Origin of the sequence: Paenarthrobacter sp. YAF11_1 (genome assembly GCF_052113445.1) — a bacterium.
Classification (GTDB): domain Bacteria; phylum Actinomycetota; class Actinomycetes; order Actinomycetales; family Micrococcaceae; genus Arthrobacter.
Genome location: NZ_JBFRDF010000014.1, coordinates 133,842 through 152,704 on the forward strand (window position 1 = coordinate 133,842; position 18,863 = coordinate 152,704).

The window sequence follows — 18,863 nt, forward strand, 5'->3', positions numbered from 1 at the left end:
ACCTGCATGGCTGTGCAGCTGAACATTTTGAATCCGCTAAAAAGGGGGGAGTGCACAAAATGTAAACCCTGAGGCATCCAACGTTTCGTATTGGAAACTTTTGTAATACCCCTGAAATGAGTGTTTGAGGCTTCCCTCAGACGGAGGTGCGGAAGAACAACTCAACAACAGTTGCCAGATACCGCGGATCCTCAACGCCGCAGAGCTCGCGCGCTGAGTGCATGGACAACAAGGGGATGCCCACATCCACGGTCCGGATACCAAGGCGCGTGGCAGTCAGGGGGCCGATGGTGGATCCACACGGGAGATCGTTGTTGGATACGTATTCCTGGTACGGAACACCGGACTCATCGCACAACCGGGCCCAGAACGCAGCACCTGTGGCATCCGTGGCGTAGCGCTGGTTGGCATTGATCTTCAGCAGCGGTCCACCGTTCAGCACGGGCTTGTTGGCGGGATCGTGCTTTTCCGCGTAGTTCGGGTGCACGGCATGGCCGGCATCGGCGGAAACGCAGAACGACGCCGCCAGCGCCTGCCGCCGCTGGCTCACCGAGGCGCCGAGACCGTCAGAGATGCGGACCAGGATGTCCTCAAGGATGGGGCCGCACGCTCCGGAGCGCGAGTTGGAGCCGATCTCCTCGTGATCGAAGGCGGCCAGGACAGCGATCGGTCCCTCCACCGGAGTTGACGCCGCGTGGCTGATCAGTGCCACCAGACCCGCGTGGGTGGAGGAGAGGTTATCCATGCGGCCTGACGCGAAGAACTCGCTGTTGGCCCCGAAAACCGCAGGGGCCTGGGTGTCTGCCACCACGACGTCGTACCCGCCAATGGCGGCTGCATCCACAGCGGCACCCTCAACACGATCGGCGAGCAACCCCAGGAGGTCCTCCCCGGCGGGGTCGCCCTGGCCGAAGATCGGGTTCATATGCTGCTGCTTGGACAGATGCAGTCCATTGTCGTTCACCCCGCGGTCCAGGTGGATCGCCAACTGGGGGAAGCGAAGAAGAGGGCCCGTGGCTGTCAGATGCTGTGTGCCGTCACGCATGACCAAACGGCCCGCCAGCTGCAGTTCCCGGTCCAGCCAGGAATTCAGCAGGGGTCCGCCGTAGACCTCGACGCCGGCCTGCAGCCAGCCGAATTTTCCGGTGGTGGGCTTGGGCTTCAGTTTGAAGGACGGGGAGTCAGTGTGGGCTCCGAGGATGTTGATAGCAGTGGTGGGGCCCGAATTCTCCGGCGTCACCCACGCGATCAGGGCGCCGTCGCGGATCACGTAGAACTTGCCCGCGCCGCCATCCCACGGCTTCAGTTCATCCAGTGCCGCGAAGCCTGCGGCATCCAGGCGGCGGGCAGCCTCGTGGACTGCATGGAAACTCGACGGTGACGCAGAAACGTAAGCGCCGAGATCCTGGATGTGGTCAAGTGCTGCGGAGGCATTCGAAGGCATGACCCCGAGTCTAGCCGCGCTTTAGGCGCCGCCCGGGCTAAACGGTGACGTTCAGCGCGGCCGTATAACCGCCCGCAACCGAGCCGGATATAGTCGCGAGTTGGTATATACCTCCATCGTCGCCAAAGACGTTGTCCGAGGTCAGTGTCGTGTTGGGGAAGTTTCGGGCGCTCGACTCGTAGCCCGCGGTTGCGTAGACCGCCTTGCACGCCGTCTCCGTGAGGGCAATCTGGGAGACGGCCAACACCTGCCCGGCAGCGGTGGTGTTGCTCATCGATTCGAATACCTCAAAGTGAATATGTGGCCATCGGCCGTTGTACGCGCCCGGGTAGATGGTGCTGAAGGTCAGCTGCCCGTTGGCGTCAGCCTCCTGCACGCCCCTCAGATAGTTCTCGTTCTCCAGGCCCGAATCGTAAAGCGAATACTTGCCGTTTTGGTCGCAATGCCAGACGTAGACTGCAGCACCAGCCAGCGGCGAGCAGCCATTGGCGTTGTCCAGGAGTGTCAGGGTTACCGTGAGCGGTACGCCCTCAGCTGTAGTGGTGGACGTTCCGAAACTGGACCTGATGTCACGGCGGACCACCCCTGAGGCCTCCAGCACGTTGGGACCATTGGAGCCATCCCCCGGGTAGGGCCCGAGCGTCTCCTCAGGGATCTCGACGCCGCATTCAGCAAATGCCCGGGTCACCGTGCTGGTGGCCGACGCTGAAGGCGACGCGGCCGCCGTCGCACCTTCCGTCGCCGTCGCTGCGGCCGTTGCGCTGGAAGTGCTCGACGGCGATGCGCCGTTGCCTGCCGTACCCGGCGTGCAGGCCGCGAGGGCCGCAGCAGTCCCGGCGCCGAAGAGAACACCCAAAGTGCGTCGCCGGCTCAGGAGCGTCGAGAGGTCGAATGCGAGTCCGCGATCGTGGTCGGGGTGGGGAGTAGTCATGTCTCCATGTAACGCGTGCGGCCTGTGCCTTGTACATGGGAAGGCTGTGGCCGGACTGTGAGGATCTCCTTTGATGTGCAGTATAAACATTTCTATATGCTTGTAATGCTCGTCACGTCGTGGCACGATGTCTCCACGGACATAATGACGGAAGGTCACTCGCCATGAACATTGAACTGAAACCAGTGCGAAAGCTTCGAATTCACTGGCCCATTCCCGTGGAAACCATGAAGCAAATGGCCGCCGGCGACCTCGGCGCCCTTGATTCTGATGAAGGCATTGCCTCCCTGCTGAACGAACTGCAGTCGGCACCCGAACTGGGCGGCTTCGGCAACTACCACCACGTTTTCGAGTCCTCCGCGGGTTTTGAGGGATTCACGGTAGCTGAGGGTGCCAAGCCCACTCTCGGCGCTGTAGGCCAGCGGACCATCTCGCCCACTTTTGTGTTCACCACCTACTTCGACGATTCCCTGGACCACCGGACTGTCCAGGAGTTGGTGCAACGGATTGTGGACATCCATCCGTGGGAAGTCCCTGTCATCGAGGTCTCGGGTCCGCTCAGTGTCTCCAGCAGCTCCGCCGTCCATGCCGAAACGCGGGTGGCATCATGAGCTCTCCCCTTTGGCAGGAATTGGCACCCCTTCTCCGAAACAGGACCTTCACGGACCTGACACACGCCTTTCATCCCGGCCAGCCGCATTTTCCGGCCTTCCCTGACGAAACCAGGGAAACCCTCTTCGACCTGGAAAAGGGAGACGGGTTCACTGCCCACAGATACTCGATCGTTGGCCAGTGGGGCACCCACGTGGATCCGCCGTCGCATTTTGTCCTGGGCGGCCGCACACTCGATCAACTCCCCGTGGAGGACATGATCCTGCCGCTGGTTGTCCTGGACATCAGCGAACGCGTCATGGGCAATCCGGATGCTACCCCTACCGTGGATGACGTCCTGGGCTGGGAGGCGCGGAATGGGGACATCCCTGCCGGGTCGTTCGTGGCCCTTCGCACCGGCTGGAGCCACCGCTGGCCGGACAGCGCTGCCATGGCCAACGTCGACCAAGCCGGGATCAGCCACTCCCCCGGATGGTCGCGGGAAGTTTTGGAGTACCTGATCGAAAAGCGATCAGTCAGCGCGATCGGCCATGAACAGACGGACACCGACCCCGGCATGGCCACATCGCAGCAGGATTTCAGCTTGGAAACCTACGTCCTGGCCCAGGACAAGTGGCAGATAGAGCTTCTTGCCGCCCTGGACCATGTCCCGGAGGCCGGTGCCGCCTTGGTCGCCACGTGGGCAAAGCCGCTCGAGGGCAGTGGTTTCCCGGCCAGGGTCTTCTCCATCCACTGACTCCGGCCGTCCTGTGACGCCGGGCGGTACCGCCGGCTGTGACGCCTGAGCAGGCCTAGGTAGCTAGAATCGATCCATGTCAAAGACCTCCAGTATGGGCCGCGGGATGATGGCCCTGCTTGCGGTGGGGGCGCGTCATGCGGAAGGTTTCGACGGCGGCACGGTGGCCGACGTCGCAGCCCGCCTCGGCAAAGACCGCAGCCAGGTGTCGCGAAGCCTCAAGGGTGCGCAGCAGGAAGGCTTCCTGACACGTTCGGACCAACGCGAGTACAGCTTGGACTGGTCCATCCTGACGGACGCCCAACTGGTCACAGAGCAACGGCTGAAGACCGACGGCCTCACGGCCTTGGAGGGATTGGCCACCGAAACCAACGAGGCCTGCTTCCTGGGCGTACTCAGCGGAAACAGCACGGTCACTATCGGCGAGCAAGTTCCCGAGAGCGCAAACCTTGTGGGCTCCTGGTTGGGCCGCCCCTACCCCGCCTACTGCAGTGATGCCGGCCAGGCGCTCCTGTGGGATGCCCCGGAGGCGGAAATCCGGAAGATCTTCAGCACAGTGGAGTTCGTGAGGCATGGGCCCAACACGCCGGTTTCCGTGGATGATTTCCTGGAACGGCTCAACAAAGCCCGCGTCCGCGGATACTCGATTGTTGATGAAGAAGCCGAACCCGGGCTCTACTCATTGTCCGCGCCCATCCGGGACTTCAAGGGAGATGTTGCCGCGGCCCTGCAAATCGTTGGGCCAAAATTGCGCGTAGAGCCCCAGCGGGAAGCCTTCGCCGTGGCTCTCGGTTCCTGGCGGACGTGGCTCGAGTCCAGGGTTGGCGGAGGCTCACGCCAGTTCGACGCCTAAGCTTCGAGGCCCGGCCTGCCGCTGAGCCGTTGGGCGCTTGAGTGAAGAACAGCGGCGATCTCGGGGGCAGCAGATTCCACCCCGGACCGGATGCCCAGCACGCTCAGGGCAGCAATGATCCGGCCATCCTCAGCCCGAACGGGAACGGCCAGCTCCCAGACTCCGTGTTCAAATTCTTCGGCAGCCAGGACGTAGCCTCCCGGCCTGTCCCGCTCCATCAAATCGGCGACTTCGGGGGCGGTGTGCGCCGCGGCCGGTCCGCCTACGCCGATGAAGTTAACATCCCTGAACAGGACTCCGATGTCCTTTGGCGAGTGGTCCCACAGCAAGGCCCGCCCAGAACCCGTGCACCACACGGGGGTGACCATGCCAGGTTTGGCGAACCCACCCAGGACTGAGTTATTGGTTGACGAACGCAGCAGGAGAACGCGGACACCCTCCCGCACGGACAGCCGCGACCGCAGTCCGAACGCGGACACCAGTTCTTCAAGTTCCGCAGGTGACTGCTGAACCCACGTGCTGTTCAAGGAGGCTGCGAGGCTGAAGAACCGCGGTCCTGTGCGGAATGGGCCACGATCCACCCGTTCCAGCAGTCCAAGATCACACAATTCCTGGGCCAATCGGGAGACCCGGCTTTGCTCCATGTCCAGTCCGGCAGCCAGCTGCGAGACTCCCAAAAGTTGGCGTCCCTGCTTTTCGCGGTCTGTGACCATGCGGACAAGGCGAAGACCCTGGCCCAGGGATGACGCCTCCGGTGACACCTCCACGAATCCGCTCCTTCCACCAAGCGTTCACGCCATTCTCACACGGTGGTGGCCGCTGCAAGGACACGGGTCCTGCTGGCCCACACGGTGTAGAGGTCAGCGAGTATCGCGGCATTCGCCGCTTCCAGTTCTCCTACCGTGATTTTTCCGCCGTCCTGCCCACCGAAGAGGACCACCTCGTCCCCCGGCCGGACCTCCCTCACCGAAGTGACGTCCACGACCATGGAGTTCATGGAGATGATGTCCACCACCGGCACCCGTTGTCCACGGACCAGCACATTTCCCCTCCGGCCAAGTGAGCGTCGATACCCATCGCCGTAGCCCACGGTGACTGTGGCGAGGCGCGAATCCGTGGCAAGAGTATGGGTGAGCCCGTATCCCACGCCGCTTCCAGCCGGGTAGCCATTGACGGACCCGATCCTGGCTTTGAACGTCATGCACCTTTGGAACATGGCGTGCCCCGGATCCGAATCACCGTAGAGCGCAGCGCCCGTGCGCACCATGTCCAACCAGGCCGCGGGGACGTTCAGGGCCGCAAAGGAGTTCGCGGCATGCAGCAGGACATCGCGCCGGGGTATCCCCGCCTCGTGAAGGATTGCGTTCGCTTCGGCTTTGAAGCGGCTCAGGGCGTGCTTCACGTGGTCAACGTCATCCTGTGGAAAGTGCGTCATGATGCCGGCAAGCTCCAACTGCGGATGACTGACGATTCCCACTGCGGAGGCCCGTCCCAGTGGCGAGGACACATCGAGGCTGTGACGGCTGATTCCCGAGGAATTGATGTCCAGGTGCACACGCAGAACCCGCCCCTCCCCTGCGGCGATCCTGCTCATTTCCCACGCACTCTGTGGATCGGCAACAAGTTCCTCTATACCGTGGGCCAGGCCCGCCCTGATCTCCTGCGGTGCTGCGGCCCGGACCCGCAACAGCCTCCCGTTGAACCCATGCGCCCGGGCAAGCCCTGCTTCCGAGTTGGTGCCAACCCCTATGTACGGGACCCCGGACGCCACCAGGAACGGCAGCAGCAGGTCCGCACCGTGCCCGTAGGCGTCGGACTTGATCACGGCGCACAACAGGGCCCTGCCTTGGAGCATGGCCAGCATGGACCGGACATTTGCGTCGAAGGCGGCGCCGTCAATCTCAAGCCAACTGGAAAGATTGTCCGTCGCCGCAGAGAGGTTTTCATTCGCATTCATTTTGATGTCCCCCGGAAATGGCGAACACGGCCGGGCATGCAGCCCGGCCGTGACGCATGGCCAATCTCGAATCAGGCCGAACGCTTTGCCTTGGCCTTCGGGCCGTAGCGGAAGTGGAAGAACAGGTAGCAGGCTGCAACGAACGGAACACCAAAGTACAGCGCAGCGATCTGGGTGGGGTCGAAGGCTATACCGATCAGGGATACAAGGCAGAGGGTAAAGGCCAGAATGGGCAGCACCGGGAAGAAGGGGGCCTTGTAGGCCAGATCAGCCACCTTTCCGCCGTTCCGGATGAATGCCCTCCGGTGGAAGAAATGTGAGGCAGTGATGGACATCCAGACTCCCACCACCGCGAATCCGGCAATGGACACCAAGGCCAGGTAGACGGTCTCCGGTGCAGCCACACTGCTGACCAGGGATGCCAGCCCACCCACCATGCTGACGGAAAGGGCAATCAGGGGTATTCCTCGCCGGGTCAGCTTCTTGAGTGCCCTGGGGCCGTGTCCTTCATCGGCCAGCGAATAGAGCATTCGTGCACAGGAGAACAATCCGCTGTTCCCCGCTGACAACAGCGCGGTGATGATGACAAAGTTCATGATGTCCGCCGCGAACGGGATGCCCACAGAGGAGAAAACCGTGACGAACGGGCTTTCATCCAATCCAACTTGGTCGTAAGGGACCGTTGCGGCGATGACGGCAATGGCGCCCACAAAGAAGATCAGGAGCCGGATAACGGTGCTGCGCATGGCCTTGGGGATGTTCTTGGCAGGGTCCTTGGTCTCCCCAGCGGCAACGCCGATCAGTTCAGAGCCGGAGAAGGCGTAGAAGACGGCCAGGGCGGTGACCAGGACGCCGGTGAAACCGTTGGGGAAGAGGCCGCCTGAGGTGTTGAAGTTCTCGAAGAGGAATGGGTGGTTGCCGGACTCTGCGAGGGGATGGAATCCAAACAGTGCAGCCCCGCCGAAGACGATCAACGCGATGATCGCGCCCACTTTGACGATGGAGAACCAGAACTCGGATTCCCCGAAGAACTTGGAGGAGAAAGCGTTGAAGCCGAAGAGGATGGCAGCGAAGACGAGGCACCACACCCAGACCTCAACATCGGGGAACCAGCGCTGCATGAGCAAACCTGAGGCTGTGAACTCAGATCCGATGGCCACTGCCCAGCAGAGCCAGTAGAGCCAGGCGGTAGCGAAGCCGGTGGCCGGGCCGATCGAGCGGGACGCGTAGATGTGGAAGGCACCGGAGACGGGGTAGGCAATGGCGAGCTCGCCAAGGCATGCCATCACCAGGTAGACCACGAAGGCGCCAACCAAGTAGGCGATCACGGCCCCCAGCGGACCCGCTTGCGAGATGGTGTAGCCCGAGCTCAAGAAGAGCCCTGAACCGATCACACCTCCCATGGCGATCATGATCAGGTGCCGTGGCCCCATGGAGCGGCGCAACCCGGGTTCCGGCGGAGCCAAGGGGGTATCGGCTGGATGATCCAGTTTCAGGGGTGTAGAAGATTCCATGTCTTGTCTCCGTTAAGTGACAGGTGCGAACGGTACGCCGAGGACTTCCGGGGCGGGTAGCCGTGGGGGCGCTTGTAGTGACGAAGGTAACATAGATCGAGTGACTTTAGTCATTAAAAACATTTATGAATGCGAATAACGCACACTTCGCGTTGCAAACATGACGATGTGAACGTTCAATGGTCAGAATGCCCCTGCATTGGGGCCAGATCACTCATGGTTGCGCGGAGGCGTGCCGGACTCCGGGCCCTCACCTGGCAAAACTCCTACAGGGAAGCCCGCCGGATGACGTTGGACAAGGTCATTGCCGTCACGGTGTCGCTCACTCCGGGAAGGGCAGCGATCTGCTCCCAGATCTCCTGGACGCGGCCAAGGGATCGCGCTTCGACGCGGACAATGAGGTCAAAGTCGCCGCTGAGAACATCGCACAGGACCACTTCGGGTATGGATCGGAGTTCGTTCAGGACGTCGGCCCCCCGCATCCGGTCCTTGCGGTAAACCATCAGGAAGGCGGAAACCAGGGATTCGGCGTCTACTCCAGCCACCACTGTGTAGCCCTGGATATACCCCTGCCGCTCCATGCGGTCGATCCGCTGCCGTACCGCGTTCCTGGACAGAAGAACCTTGCCGGCAAGTTCAGCGTGAGGGACGCGGGCATTTTTGGTGAGTTCCGCGAGGATCCTTTGATCGATGCCGTCCAGACCAGCCCGCTCCATGTGTCCCTTTCCACCTACCCCTGCAGGAACAACAGCCCCTGCCTCGGCCGAAAGGCCCACGAAGAAATGATACTTCCACAAGTCCCCGGGGCGTTTTCCCTACTCAGTAGTCCGGGTTGCTCGGCACCACAAGCCCGGTCTCGTAGGCGTAAACCACCACCTGCACCCGGTCCCGCAACTGGAGTTTGCTCAGGATCCGGCGGACGTGGGTCTTCACGGTCGCCTCGGAGAGGAAGAATTTGTGGGCGATCTCCGCGTTGGACAGGCCCTCGGCGATGGTGGTGAGGATCTCGGTTTCGCGTGGCGTGAGATCGTCCAGCAACGGGTCCCGGTGGGGAGTTGGTGACTGCCCGGGTACTGCTCCGCCACGAACGTACGTCTCCAGGAGCCGCTGCGTCACCCGGGGAGCCACCACAGCATCGCCGCTGGCCACGAGGCGGACAGCGTGGACCAGTTCCGAGGGGGCAACGTCTTTGAGCAGGAAAGCGGAGGCGCCGGCCTGCAAACCGGTGAAGGCGTACTCATCGAGGTCAAAGGTGGTGAGGATGATGACCCGTGCCTCGGACCCGGAGTCCGAGATCCGGCGCGTCGCCTCAATCCCGTCCATGGTGGGCATCCGCACGTCCATGAGGACCACATCCGGCGCGAGTGCTTCCACCTGGCGTACGGCTTCGACGCCATCGGAGGCCTCACCGACTACATGGAAGTCGTCCTCGCCTTCCAGGATGAGCCGGAAGCCCATCCGAAGCAGTGGCTGATCATCCACGAGCAGCACTTTGATGATGTCTTCTGTCATGATTCCCCCTTGTCGCCGGCCCAGCGGAGCTCGGCGTGAACTGCCCAGCCTCCCCTTTTACTGGGACCGGCAGTAACGATTCCAGCATAGATTCCGGCGCGTTCATTCATTCCCGCGATGCCCTGCCCGGTGCCCAGGCTGCCCACGGGTTCGCTGCCACCCTCCAAGGTTCCGCGGCCGTCGTCGTGCACGTCAATGGTGACCAGGTCGGCGTCGCGGGCCACCTGGACGTCAACGCGGCTCAGCGAGCGGCCGTACCGCAGGACATTGGTCAGCGACTCCTGCACAATCCGGTAGACGGTGAGTTCAAAGGCGGGATCGGCCGGTAATCCGGGACCTGAGTGCGCATAATGCAGAGGCAGGCCCGCGGTCCGGAAGCCATCCAGGAGTTTGGAGAGGTTGTGACCGGATTCCAGGGGCGTGAGCGGCGCAGGCCGCCCGGAGTCGTCGCGAAGGACGCCCAGCACGCGGCGCATGTCGGCCAAGGCGGCCCTGCCGGTCCGGGACAATTCGCCCAGGACCTCGCCGGCGCGCTCTGGATTCTTCTTGACCACCACGGCAGCACCGTCCGACAGGCTGATCATCACCGTCAGGGAATGTGCCACGACGTCGTGCATCTCGCGAGCGATCCTGTTCCGCTCGGTCACTTTGCCGAGGTGGGTGGTGCGGGCCGCCCATGCGGCGATCTCGGCCTCATGCTCCCGCCGCTGGCGGACGGAGATGCCGATGCCGGTGGCCAGGAGGTTGGACAACATAATGGTCACCGCCGTGGCGATGTTGTTGATCAGGTGGAAATTCTCCGGGACCTCCTGCAACGTGTCCATGCCCGCGGGACTCGTCCACATGAACAGGTAAAGCAGGCTCAGGGGCAGGCTGGCGGCAACAAACACCACCAAAGCAAGGCTGCGCTTCCTGATGGATGCCACGGCGTACAGCGCAAACCACAGGCCCGCTGAGACGTTGGAACCCCACGGGTTCAGGATGGTGGCCGCAACCTCGAGAAGGACGACGGCGGCGACCACCTGAAGCGGGTACCGGCGCCTGAACGTCAGCACGGCCGCGATCATCAGCAGCAGTGCCACCACCAGCCACTTGCCTTCAGTGATGGAGGTGATGATGGTGGGCAGGGCCAGGAGCACGTAGCAGAGGACCACCACAGCGTCCATGGCACGCGGGCGCTTGTAGAAGTAGCGCCGGATACGGCCCCTGCGGCGCTGGGTGATTTCAGCGAAGGACGCGTCCACCGTAGCGGCGGACGCGTCCTTCACCTGTGGAGCTTCAGTCATGGATTGAGCCTAGACGGCAACCCGTCCTAGACGTCCCGCTTCTTCAGCAGGATCATCGCCAGTGCAACCGGTACAACAACCCAGGCACCCAAGACCAGCGCGGCCTGCCAGGCTTCCAGCGTTTCCGGGACGTGCTCGACGGCGGTCAGCGGGCTGAGCGTGCTGGTGGGCAGGTACTTGCTGGCTTCCTTGAAGAAGTCGCCGGGGATGAGCTGGAAAGCGATCGGCAGGACGAAGAAGATGCCGACCAGGCTCATGATGCCGCCTGCAGAGTTGCGGACGATGGTTCCGAGTGCCATGCCAATAGCGGCCACGGCAGCAACGTAGATGCTGTTGACCAGCAGCAGCTTGATGGACTGGGAGCTGCCAAGATCCAGCTTGAGACCGTAGTTATCCACGATCGGCAGCGAAACGAGGCCCGCAATGTAGGTGGAGACGGCCGTGAGGAGGAAGGCGCTCACGACTACAACGATGAGCTTGGCCACGAAAGGCGTAAGCCGCTTGGGTACGGCGGCAAAAGTGGAGCGTGCCATGCCCGTGGTGAACTCGGAGCTCATGAGCAGGACGCCCAGGGAACCAAGAATGAGCTGCGCGAACGAGATTCCCGAGGTAGGAATGCTGACGGCGAGGTCCCCACCCTGCGCGGCGATTGCTGCTGCGGCTTCGGGATCCTGCGCTGCCTGCTCTGCGAAACTTCCCGTCCCCCATGCTGCGAGGGCCGCGAAGCCAACCATGACAATCGCGGTGGAAGCCAGCAGGATCAGCGTGGACATCAGGGTGCGGAACTTGATGAATTCCGAGTTCAGCACGCGGTGGAATGCCGGTCCCGGACCGACGGAGTTACGGATGGACTTGCGGTCCATAGTGGTGGTGCTCATGTCTATTTCCCTCCGGCCTGGGCGGGAACCGTGGCCCCGGTGGTGATGTGCGAGTGGTATTCCACCTCGTCCTTGGTCAGTTCCATGTACGCCTCTTCCAGGCTTGCCTGGAGCGGGGTGAGCTCGTACACCATGACTTGGTTTTCCAGGGCGGTCCTGGCGATGCCCCGGGGGTCCAGTCCGGACACCTCGAGGAGCTCGCGTTCGTGGACCTCCACGGAAACCCCGGTACCGGCCAGGAGTTGCATGAGGCGTTCCGGCTGGTCAGTGCGGACACGGGTCCGTGCCTGGCCTTTGCCGGTAATGATCTCGGCGATGGGCGCATCGGCAATGATCTTGCCGCGGCCGATCACGATCAGGTGGTCTGCCGTCAGTGCCATCTCGCTCATGAGGTGGCTGGAAAGGAAGACCGTGCGGCCCTCGGAGGCCAGGTACTTCACGAGGTTGCGGACCCACACCACGCCTTCAGGATCCAGGCCGTTGACGGGCTCATCAAGAATGATGGTCTGCGGATCGCCCAGCAGCGCAGCGGCAATGCCGAGGCGCTGACCCATTCCGAGCGAGAATCCCTTGACCTTCTTCTTTGCGACATCGCCCAGGCCGGTCATTTCGATGACTTCGCGGACCCTGCTCTTGGGGATGCTGTGCGTCGCTGCCATGGCGAGCAGGTGGTTGTAGGCGGTGCGGCTCGTATGGACTGCCTTGGCGTCCAGGAGGGCGCCGATTTCGCGGAGCGGTGCTTTGTGCTGGGCGAAAGGTTCACCGTTCACCGTCACAGAGCCCGACGACGGAGCGTCCAGCCCCATGATCATGCGCATGGTGGTGGACTTGCCGGCACCGTTCGGGCCCAGGAAGCCGGTCACGCGTCCGGCCTGGACAGTGAAACTGACACCGCCGACGGCGGTCTTCTCGCCGTAGACCTTGGTCAGGCCTTTTGCTTCGATCATGGAAGCGTTCCCTCCTCGGAGCACATGACTGTGCGGATGAGTTTTGAATGTACTCACCACGCTACTCATGGAGGGGACGTTAATCGCCGGTCTCAGGGATGATTCAGGGTTCAGTCAGGGTAGTCCTCGCGGATGACCCGCTCCGGTTCAGCCGGCCGGGAGCGGCGAGTACACGCGAAGTTTGCGTGGTTTCACGGTAAAGGTGGCACTGCGGACCCCGGGCTTCGGCTCGCCGTCCACTGCCAGGACCAGGGGCTGTCCGATCGCCTCGACGGTGATGGTGGTGGCCTCGGTCAGGTGGGTAACCTTGGACGCTGCCACAGTGCCGGTGATGACGGCCCACAACAGCCGCGCCCGGGCGAACGGCTCGTCCGCCGTGATCATGCGCAGGTCAAACACACCGTCATCAAGCACGGGCCTGCGGAGGGGTGCATGGTCGCTGGGATAGAACCTGCCCCTGCCCATGTAAAGGATCCAGAGCTTGTGTTTCACCCCATCCACGGTGAGCGTGGTGGGCGAGTTCACCCCGAAGGTGCGCAGCGATGCCACCACGCTGGCCAGCGGCTTACCCATAGCCGGCTGCAGTCGTTCGCGGCGACGAACCAGGTTGGGATACACGCCTACGCTGGCGGTGTTCAACATGGCCAACTCCGTGGTTTCCGGCGTCTCGGGCAAGCCACGCTGCACCACTACATGGCCCATGTCAACGGAGGCCGCCTGCCCCTTGGTCACCGCCTCGATGGCGTCATCGATCGAGCTGGTGCCCACGTCACGGGCAAAGTGGTTGAGGGTTCCGCCGGGCAGTACCAGCAGCGGCAGTGAATGTTCGACGGCGGCCGCGGCGGCGGTGCCAACCGTTCCGTCACCGCCCCACACGCCCAGGGCAACGGTCCCGGGCCGGGCGGCAGCCGCATCAATTTCCGCGGCGACGTCGTCCCCCTCTGCAATCTCGTGTATATGCGCTTTAGGGAATATGACCGTGAGAAGCTCCGCGGTTTCTGGGGAGTAGGACCCACCCAGGACGTTGACCGCAATACTCAGCCCCTCGCCGTCGGCGATTGCGGGCGCCTCCGCAGGCGTTCGGCGGGGCGTTGGCTCGGCGGGCCGGGCGGGCCACCAACTGCGCGTCAGTAGCGCCGCGCCTGCCCCCAAGGCAGAACCGAAGACCACATCAGAGGGCCAATGAGCTCCCGTATGAACGCGGGAATAGGCCACACCGGCGGCAATGGGTGCCAGCACTGCGCCGAGCGCCGGCGAAACCATCCCGGCGCCCACAGCGAAAGCTACCGCGGACGCAGAATGCCCTGATGGCATGGAAGAACTGGTGGGTTGCGGATTGACGAAGCGAAACAGCGGCAGGTGTTCAGGAAGCGGGCGCCGCCGGGGGAGTGCCCGCTTAAAGATGACGTTGGTGACGCCTGAAGCAACGCCCAAAGCCAACACGCCATGAAGGGCCGCCCTGCGCGGCTTTCCGGGGAACGCGGACATGATTCCCGCAATCCCGAACCAGAGCTTTCCCTTGGTGGCCGCGGACGAAAGCCTCCTGAAGAAGACATCGTGGTCACCTTGGGGCTGCCTGGAGACAGCCCGGACCAGGAAGTGGTCGAATCCTGCAACTCGTCTGGGGGCCTTGCCCACGAAGCCTCGCATTACTTCACAGTAACGCCTGCACAACCCCGCCGAGGGGCAGCCCATGCCATCCGCCTGCCGTGGCTACGATGAATGGATGATTCGTGTCCTGCTTCCCCGTCAACGGCCCGGGTGGCAACTGCTTGTCCCGTCCGTGCTGCTGCTCTGTGCCTTCGTGGTGCCGGGCATCATGATCCTGGCTGGACAGGGCGAGCCTGCGTTCAACGGCGTTGACACCTCATGGCAGGCCTTCACCTTTACTTTGCAGTCACCCTTTTGGGACGGCGTGAATGCTTTACTTAATTGGGCGGGCTACGCGGGGATCCTGGTTTTCCACGTAATCCTCGCCGTTGCGCTCCTGATCTGGCAACGGCCCTTGGGAGCAGTCTTTGCTGCCACCTCCGGAATCACCGCCCTGGCCCTCACGCAGCTGGCCAAAGCCGTGGTGGGTCGGGACAGGCCCCAGGGTGCCCAGGTCCTGACCGATACCGGCTCATACCCCTCAGGGCATGTATCGGCAACCACTGCGTTCCTCATGGTCCTGGCCATCCTGCTGGGACGCTGGTGGATGACTTTAGTGGCCGCCATGGGTGTCCTGGCCATGATGCTGAGCCGCACCTACCTCTCGGCTCATTGGCTGAGCGATGTCCTTGGCGGTGCCTGCCTTGCTGCCGGAATCGTCCTGATCATGTGGTGGCGATTCCGGGATATATGCGTCAAGGAGAATGAATTGGCTGACGGCCGGACTATTTGGGCGGCAAAGGCTTCGCGACGCCTGCAAGCAGGAGAGCGAGCAGAATAGGCGCTCCGATGGCCAGCAAAGCCAGGTGGATTCCTGTGTGGTCGCCCAAATAGCCCAAGAGCGGCGGACCCGCCAGGAAGGCGACGTAGCCGATGGTGGAAACCACCGAAACCCGTGCCGCGGCATGCTTGGGGTCGTCCGCGGCGGCTGACATGCCCATGGGGAAGGCCAGCGCCGCGCCGATGCCCCACAATGCCGCACCAATGCCGGCCAGAATGACGTTTCCCGCGAAGACAAACAACGCCAGGCCCACGGCGGCTGCCGCCATGCTGGCCCGCAGCACGCTCACGCGGCCAAACCTGTCGATCGCTTTGCCACCGAAGAACCGCATGATGGTCATCGCCAGGACGAAGAGCGCGAACAGCAGCGCACCCGTGGATTCCGAGGCGCCAAGCCCATCCACAGCAGCCTTCGCGATCCAGTCGTTGCCCGCGCCTTCGGTCAGTGTGGCACCCAGGACTACGACGCCGATCAACAGCGTCCTGCCATCCCGCCAAGCCGAAGGTCCCTTCGCAACCGGAGCGCCGTCGTCGTGGACTTCTGCGGCCTCGTGCGGCAGGAAGTATCGGGGAACCGTCAGCGCCAGGACCACCGCAATGGCTGCGATAACCAGCAAGTGTTGTGGCAGGCCGACGCCAAGCTGCGAAAGGCCGGCACCGATCAGGGCGCCAAGGAAAGCTCCGCCGGAGAAAGCGGCGTGGAACTGCGGCATGATGGTGCGCTTGAGCCGGTGCTCAACGTCGGCGCCTTCAATATTCTGGGCGACATCCCACAATCCGATGCCGATGCCGAAGAAGAACAGAGCTACCGCTGTGCCCGGAACGGAAGCCGCCATCAGCGAGAAGGCAATTCCTGCGCCCGCAGCTCCCGCCACGATGCCCGCCACACGCACCGTATTGGCCGTGCCGATCCTGCCCACCACCCAACCGGCCGACGGCAGCGCCAGCAAGGACCCGACGGCGGTGCACAGCAGCAAGGTGCCCATCTGGCCGGAGGTCAGGCTGAGCGCCTCCGTCACTGCCGGGATGCGTGCAGCCCAGCTGGCGAACACCAGCCCGTTCATGCCGAAGATCAGGAACGTCGCCACCGCCGCGGCATTGACGTTGGTGGTGCTTCTGGTGTTGGTGGTCATGCAATCACAACTTCCACGGAGAGTTTATTGAGCCGGGCAAGATCTTCGGGGGATGGTTTTTGGTCGGTCACGATCACGTCCACGGCGTCCATGGCTGCGACCAAAGCTACTGCGCTGGCATTCCATTTGCTGCCTGCGGAGGCCACGATCACCCGCGCTGCGGATTCCAGGCCGGCGCGTTTCACGGCCGCATCATCAAGGTCGTGGGCAAGGAGGCCGTCTTTGAGGTTAAGTGCGCACGGGGTCACGACGGCGGTGTCGAACCTGAGCGAGCGGATGTTGGCTTCGGCCATGGGTCCCCGGAACGACTGCTCGCCCGGGATGAGGCTGCCGCCGGGGAGGATGAGCTGGGGAGTCCTGCCGGATTGTGGCCCTGTCAGGGCCTCAACGCCGTGAAGGGACATGGGCATCACCGTGAGATCCCGGGCGCCCAACCGGCGCGCGATCTCCGTGGCGGTGGATCCGCTGTCCAGCCACACATGCTCGCGGTCGTTGATGAGTCCGGCAACAGCCTCCGCTATGCGGGTCTTGGCCTGGTGGTCTTCCAGCTCGCGCTGCCCGTACCCGGGGTTGTCTCCGCGCGCCAGCAAGCTGCGGGCCCCGCCGTGGACACGCTTCAGCACGCCGTTGGCAGCAAGGATCTCAAGGTCACGACGAATCGTGGCACCCGATGCTCCCGTGGCGTCCACGAGTTCATCCACGGTGGCTTGTTCGCGGGTGCGCAGCAGCTCGCCAATGAGCCGGTGGCGGTCAGCAGTTCCCATGCTTCAACGGTAGCAAGGACTGCGCATTTAATCACCATTGATGATCATTTGCGCACCAACCCTCTCTCACATCCCATGGCTTAAAGCGAAACGCTCCTGCAGCAAGTGCAAGAGCGTTCGCGGAAAACCGACGGTAGGTGAGTGAGCGTTATCGGGCGCGCTCGACGCGCTTCTCATCCCAGACGGGTTCCTCGGATTCGTAGACCTTGCCGTCGGAGCCGAAGATCATGAACCGGTCAAAGGACTTGGCGAACCAGCGGTCGTGCGTGACCGCAAGGACGGTGCCTTCGAAGGAGTCGATGGCACGCTCCAAGGCCTCACCGGAGTGCAGGTCAAGGTTGTCGGTTGGCTCGTCCAGCAGCAACAGGGTGGCGCCGGACAGCTGCAGCAGCAGGATCTGGAAGCGGGCCTGTTGGCCACCTGACAAGGACTCGTACTTCTGCTCGGACTGACCGGCCAAGCCGTACGAATCCAGGGCGCCGGCCGCAGCCTCGCGGGCGAGTCCGGAACGGTGCTCGTCGCCGCGATGCAGGATCTCCAGCAGTGTCCTTCCCAACAGATCAGGCCGGACATGCGTCTGCGCAAAGAATCCGGGCCGGATGCGGGCCCCAAGCTTCACGGTTCCTTCGTGCGGCACTTCAGCAATAACGACGTCGGACACGGGCAGGTGCTCGCGCTCCGGATCGGTGCCGCCGGTGGCAAGGAGCCGCAGGAAGTGGCTCTTGCCGGAACCGTTGGAGCCGAGCACGCCTACGCGGTCACCGAACCAGATCTCCGTGGAGAACGGCTTCATGAGTCCGGTCAGTTCGAGCTTCTCCGCTACTACGGCACGCTTGGCCGTTCGCCCACCCTTGAGGCGCATCTTGACGTTCTGCTCGATCGGCAAGGCCTCGGGCGGCCCGGCTTCCAGGAACTTTGCGAGGCGGGTTTGCGCAGCTTGATACCGGTTGGCCATGTCGGAGCGGAAAGCGGCCTTGTTCTTATACATGTTCACGAGTTCCTTGAGCTTCACGTGCTCCTCGTCCCAGCGCTTGCGGAGTTCCTCGAACCGGGCGTTACGGTCCGCGCGTGCCTCCACGTAGGATCCGAACCCGCCGCCGTGGATCCACGCTGAGGCGCCGTTGATGCCCGGCTCGAGCGTCACGATGCGACCCGCTGCATTGTTCAGCAGTTCACGGTCGTGGCTGATGAACAGCACGGTCTTCTTGGACTCGTTGAGCTTCCCCTCCAGCCAACGCTTGCCGGGCACATCCAAGTAGTTGTCCGGTTCGTCCAGGAGCAGCAGCTCATCCGGGCCGGCAAACAGGGCTTCCAGCACCAAACGCTTCTGCTCGCCGCCGGACAGCGTCGAAGCGCGGCGGAACTGCGCCTTGTCGAAGGAAATCCCCAAGGCGGCCATGCAGACTTCGTCCCAGACGGTCTCGACGTCGTACCCGCCGGCATCGCCCCAGTCCACGATCGCCTGGGCATATTTCATCTGGGTGGGCTCGTCGTCGTGCTCCATCATGGCCAGCTCCGCGTCCTCCACCGCCTTGGCAGCAGCCGCGAGGCCGGCCTGGGCCGTGGAAACGAGGAGGTCGCGGACGGTTGATTCGTCACGAACCTGGCCCACGAACTGCCGCATGATGCCCATGTTCCCTGAACGGCCCACAACACCTTCGTCCGGTGTGAGGTCCCCGGAGATGATCTTGAACAGTGTCGTCTTGCCTGTTCCGTTCGGTCCGATCAGCGCCGTCTTGGTGCCGTCGGGGACCTTGAAGGTCACCCCGTTGAGCAGCTGGGTGCCGTCGGAGAGGAAGTAGTCGATGCCGGAAACGTCAATATGGGCCACGTTTCAATCCTCCCACGGCACGGTATTAACGCTCG

General features: G+C 63.1%; 18 protein-coding genes. 4 read left to right on the top strand and 14 right to left on the bottom strand.

What is annotated here, in order from left to right; genetic code table 11:
• Window positions 1-136 precede the first annotated feature (136 nt).
• Both AB4Y77_RS19140 and AB4Y77_RS19145 read right to left on the bottom strand, forming a co-directional pair.
• Window positions 137-1,444 carry a M18 family aminopeptidase gene (locus AB4Y77_RS19140; protein ID WP_442015017.1) on the bottom strand — a complete coding sequence of 436 codons (1,308 nt, stop codon included), beginning with the start codon at window positions 1,442-1,444 and terminating at the stop codon, window positions 137-139.
• A 37-nt stretch (window positions 1,445-1,481) separates the two neighbouring features.
• On the bottom strand, window positions 1,482-2,375 hold the full coding sequence (locus tag AB4Y77_RS19145; RefSeq protein WP_442015018.1) for an intradiol ring-cleavage dioxygenase: 894 nt from the start codon (window positions 2,373-2,375) through the stop codon (window positions 1,482-1,484).
• Between the two features lie 164 nt (window positions 2,376-2,539).
• Between AB4Y77_RS19145 and AB4Y77_RS19150 the strand changes: the two genes are divergently transcribed.
• The 3 genes from AB4Y77_RS19150 (at window position 2,540) to AB4Y77_RS19160 (ending at window position 4,576) form a co-directional block, all read left to right on the top strand.
• Complete coding sequence (locus AB4Y77_RS19150) at window positions 2,540-2,986, top strand: hypothetical protein (protein ID WP_311212485.1); 447 nt, start codon at window positions 2,540-2,542, stop codon at window positions 2,984-2,986.
• Window positions 2,983-3,723, top strand: coding sequence for a cyclase family protein (locus AB4Y77_RS19155; protein ID WP_442015019.1), 741 nt, complete (start codon window positions 2,983-2,985; stop codon window positions 3,721-3,723). Before AB4Y77_RS19150 ends, AB4Y77_RS19155 begins: the two co-directional genes overlap by 4 nt.
• A 76-nt stretch (window positions 3,724-3,799) precedes the next feature.
• Window positions 3,800-4,576, top strand: a complete 777-nt coding sequence (locus AB4Y77_RS19160) for an IclR family transcriptional regulator (RefSeq protein WP_442015020.1) — start codon at window positions 3,800-3,802, stop codon at window positions 4,574-4,576.
• Here the strand turns inward: AB4Y77_RS19160 and AB4Y77_RS19165 are convergent.
• The 9 genes from AB4Y77_RS19165 to AB4Y77_RS19205 form a co-directional block, all read right to left on the bottom strand.
• Window positions 4,573-5,343, bottom strand: coding sequence for an IclR family transcriptional regulator (locus tag AB4Y77_RS19165; protein ID WP_442015021.1), 771 nt, complete (start codon window positions 5,341-5,343; stop codon window positions 4,573-4,575). The genes AB4Y77_RS19160 and AB4Y77_RS19165 overlap by 4 nt on opposite strands.
• A 35-nt stretch (window positions 5,344-5,378) precedes the next feature.
• On the bottom strand, window positions 5,379-6,533 hold the full coding sequence (gene alr, locus AB4Y77_RS19170) for an alanine racemase (protein ID WP_442015022.1): 1,155 nt from the start codon (window positions 6,531-6,533) through the stop codon (window positions 5,379-5,381).
• Window positions 6,534-6,604: 71 nt separating this feature from the next.
• On the bottom strand, window positions 6,605-8,047 hold the full coding sequence (locus tag AB4Y77_RS19175; protein WP_311212490.1) for an amino acid permease: 1,443 nt from the start codon (window positions 8,045-8,047) through the stop codon (window positions 6,605-6,607).
• A 266-nt stretch (window positions 8,048-8,313) separates the two neighbouring features.
• Window positions 8,314-8,763: an Lrp/AsnC family transcriptional regulator gene (locus tag AB4Y77_RS19180; protein ID WP_354231659.1), complete on the bottom strand. Its 450-nt coding sequence runs from the start codon at window positions 8,761-8,763 to the stop codon at window positions 8,314-8,316.
• A 103-nt stretch (window positions 8,764-8,866) separates the two neighbouring features.
• Window positions 8,867-9,559, bottom strand: a complete 693-nt coding sequence (locus tag AB4Y77_RS19185) for a response regulator transcription factor (protein ID WP_311212492.1) — start codon at window positions 9,557-9,559, stop codon at window positions 8,867-8,869.
• Entirely contained in the window at window positions 9,556-10,845 is a 1,290-nt protein-coding gene (locus AB4Y77_RS19190) for a sensor histidine kinase (RefSeq protein WP_311212493.1), read from the bottom strand. The genes AB4Y77_RS19185 and AB4Y77_RS19190 overlap by 4 nt, the downstream gene beginning before the upstream one ends.
• A gap of 26 nt (window positions 10,846-10,871) precedes the next feature.
• Window positions 10,872-11,723, bottom strand: a complete 852-nt coding sequence (locus tag AB4Y77_RS19195) for an ABC transporter permease (protein WP_442015023.1) — start codon at window positions 11,721-11,723, stop codon at window positions 10,872-10,874.
• Between the two features lie 2 nt (window positions 11,724-11,725).
• Window positions 11,726-12,670, bottom strand: a complete 945-nt coding sequence (locus AB4Y77_RS19200; protein ID WP_442015024.1) for an ABC transporter ATP-binding protein — start codon at window positions 12,668-12,670, stop codon at window positions 11,726-11,728.
• Window positions 12,671-12,817: 147 nt separating this feature from the next.
• Window positions 12,818-14,320 carry a bifunctional phosphatase PAP2/diacylglycerol kinase family protein gene (locus AB4Y77_RS19205; RefSeq protein WP_442015025.1) on the bottom strand — a complete coding sequence of 501 codons (1,503 nt, stop codon included), beginning with the start codon at window positions 14,318-14,320 and terminating at the stop codon, window positions 12,818-12,820.
• A gap of 76 nt (window positions 14,321-14,396) precedes the next feature.
• On the opposite strand from AB4Y77_RS19205, the gene AB4Y77_RS19210 reads away from it, so the two are divergent.
• Window positions 14,397-15,101 carry a phosphatase PAP2 family protein gene (locus AB4Y77_RS19210; protein ID WP_442015026.1) on the top strand — a complete coding sequence of 235 codons (705 nt, stop codon included), beginning with the start codon at window positions 14,397-14,399 and terminating at the stop codon, window positions 15,099-15,101.
• Here the strand turns inward: AB4Y77_RS19210 and AB4Y77_RS19215 are convergent.
• The 3 genes from AB4Y77_RS19215 to AB4Y77_RS19225 all read right to left on the bottom strand — a co-directional run bounded on the left by AB4Y77_RS19215 (window position 15,046) and on the right by AB4Y77_RS19225 (window position 18,828).
• Window positions 15,046-16,233 (bottom strand): MFS transporter, encoded by a 1,188-nt coding sequence (locus tag AB4Y77_RS19215; RefSeq protein ID WP_311212498.1) that lies wholly within the window; start codon window positions 16,231-16,233, stop codon window positions 15,046-15,048. The two genes, AB4Y77_RS19210 and AB4Y77_RS19215, sit on opposite strands and share 56 nt — an antisense overlap.
• Complete coding sequence (locus tag AB4Y77_RS19220; RefSeq protein ID WP_311212499.1) at window positions 16,230-16,997, bottom strand: DeoR/GlpR family DNA-binding transcription regulator; 768 nt, start codon at window positions 16,995-16,997, stop codon at window positions 16,230-16,232. Before AB4Y77_RS19220 ends, AB4Y77_RS19215 begins: the two co-directional genes overlap by 4 nt.
• Before the next feature lie 148 nt (window positions 16,998-17,145).
• The gene (locus AB4Y77_RS19225; RefSeq protein WP_089597051.1) at window positions 17,146-18,828 is read right to left on the bottom strand and encodes an ABC-F family ATP-binding cassette domain-containing protein; all 1,683 of its coding nucleotides are present in this window, start codon (window positions 18,826-18,828) and stop codon (window positions 17,146-17,148) included.
• Window positions 18,829-18,863: the final 35 nt, after the last annotated feature.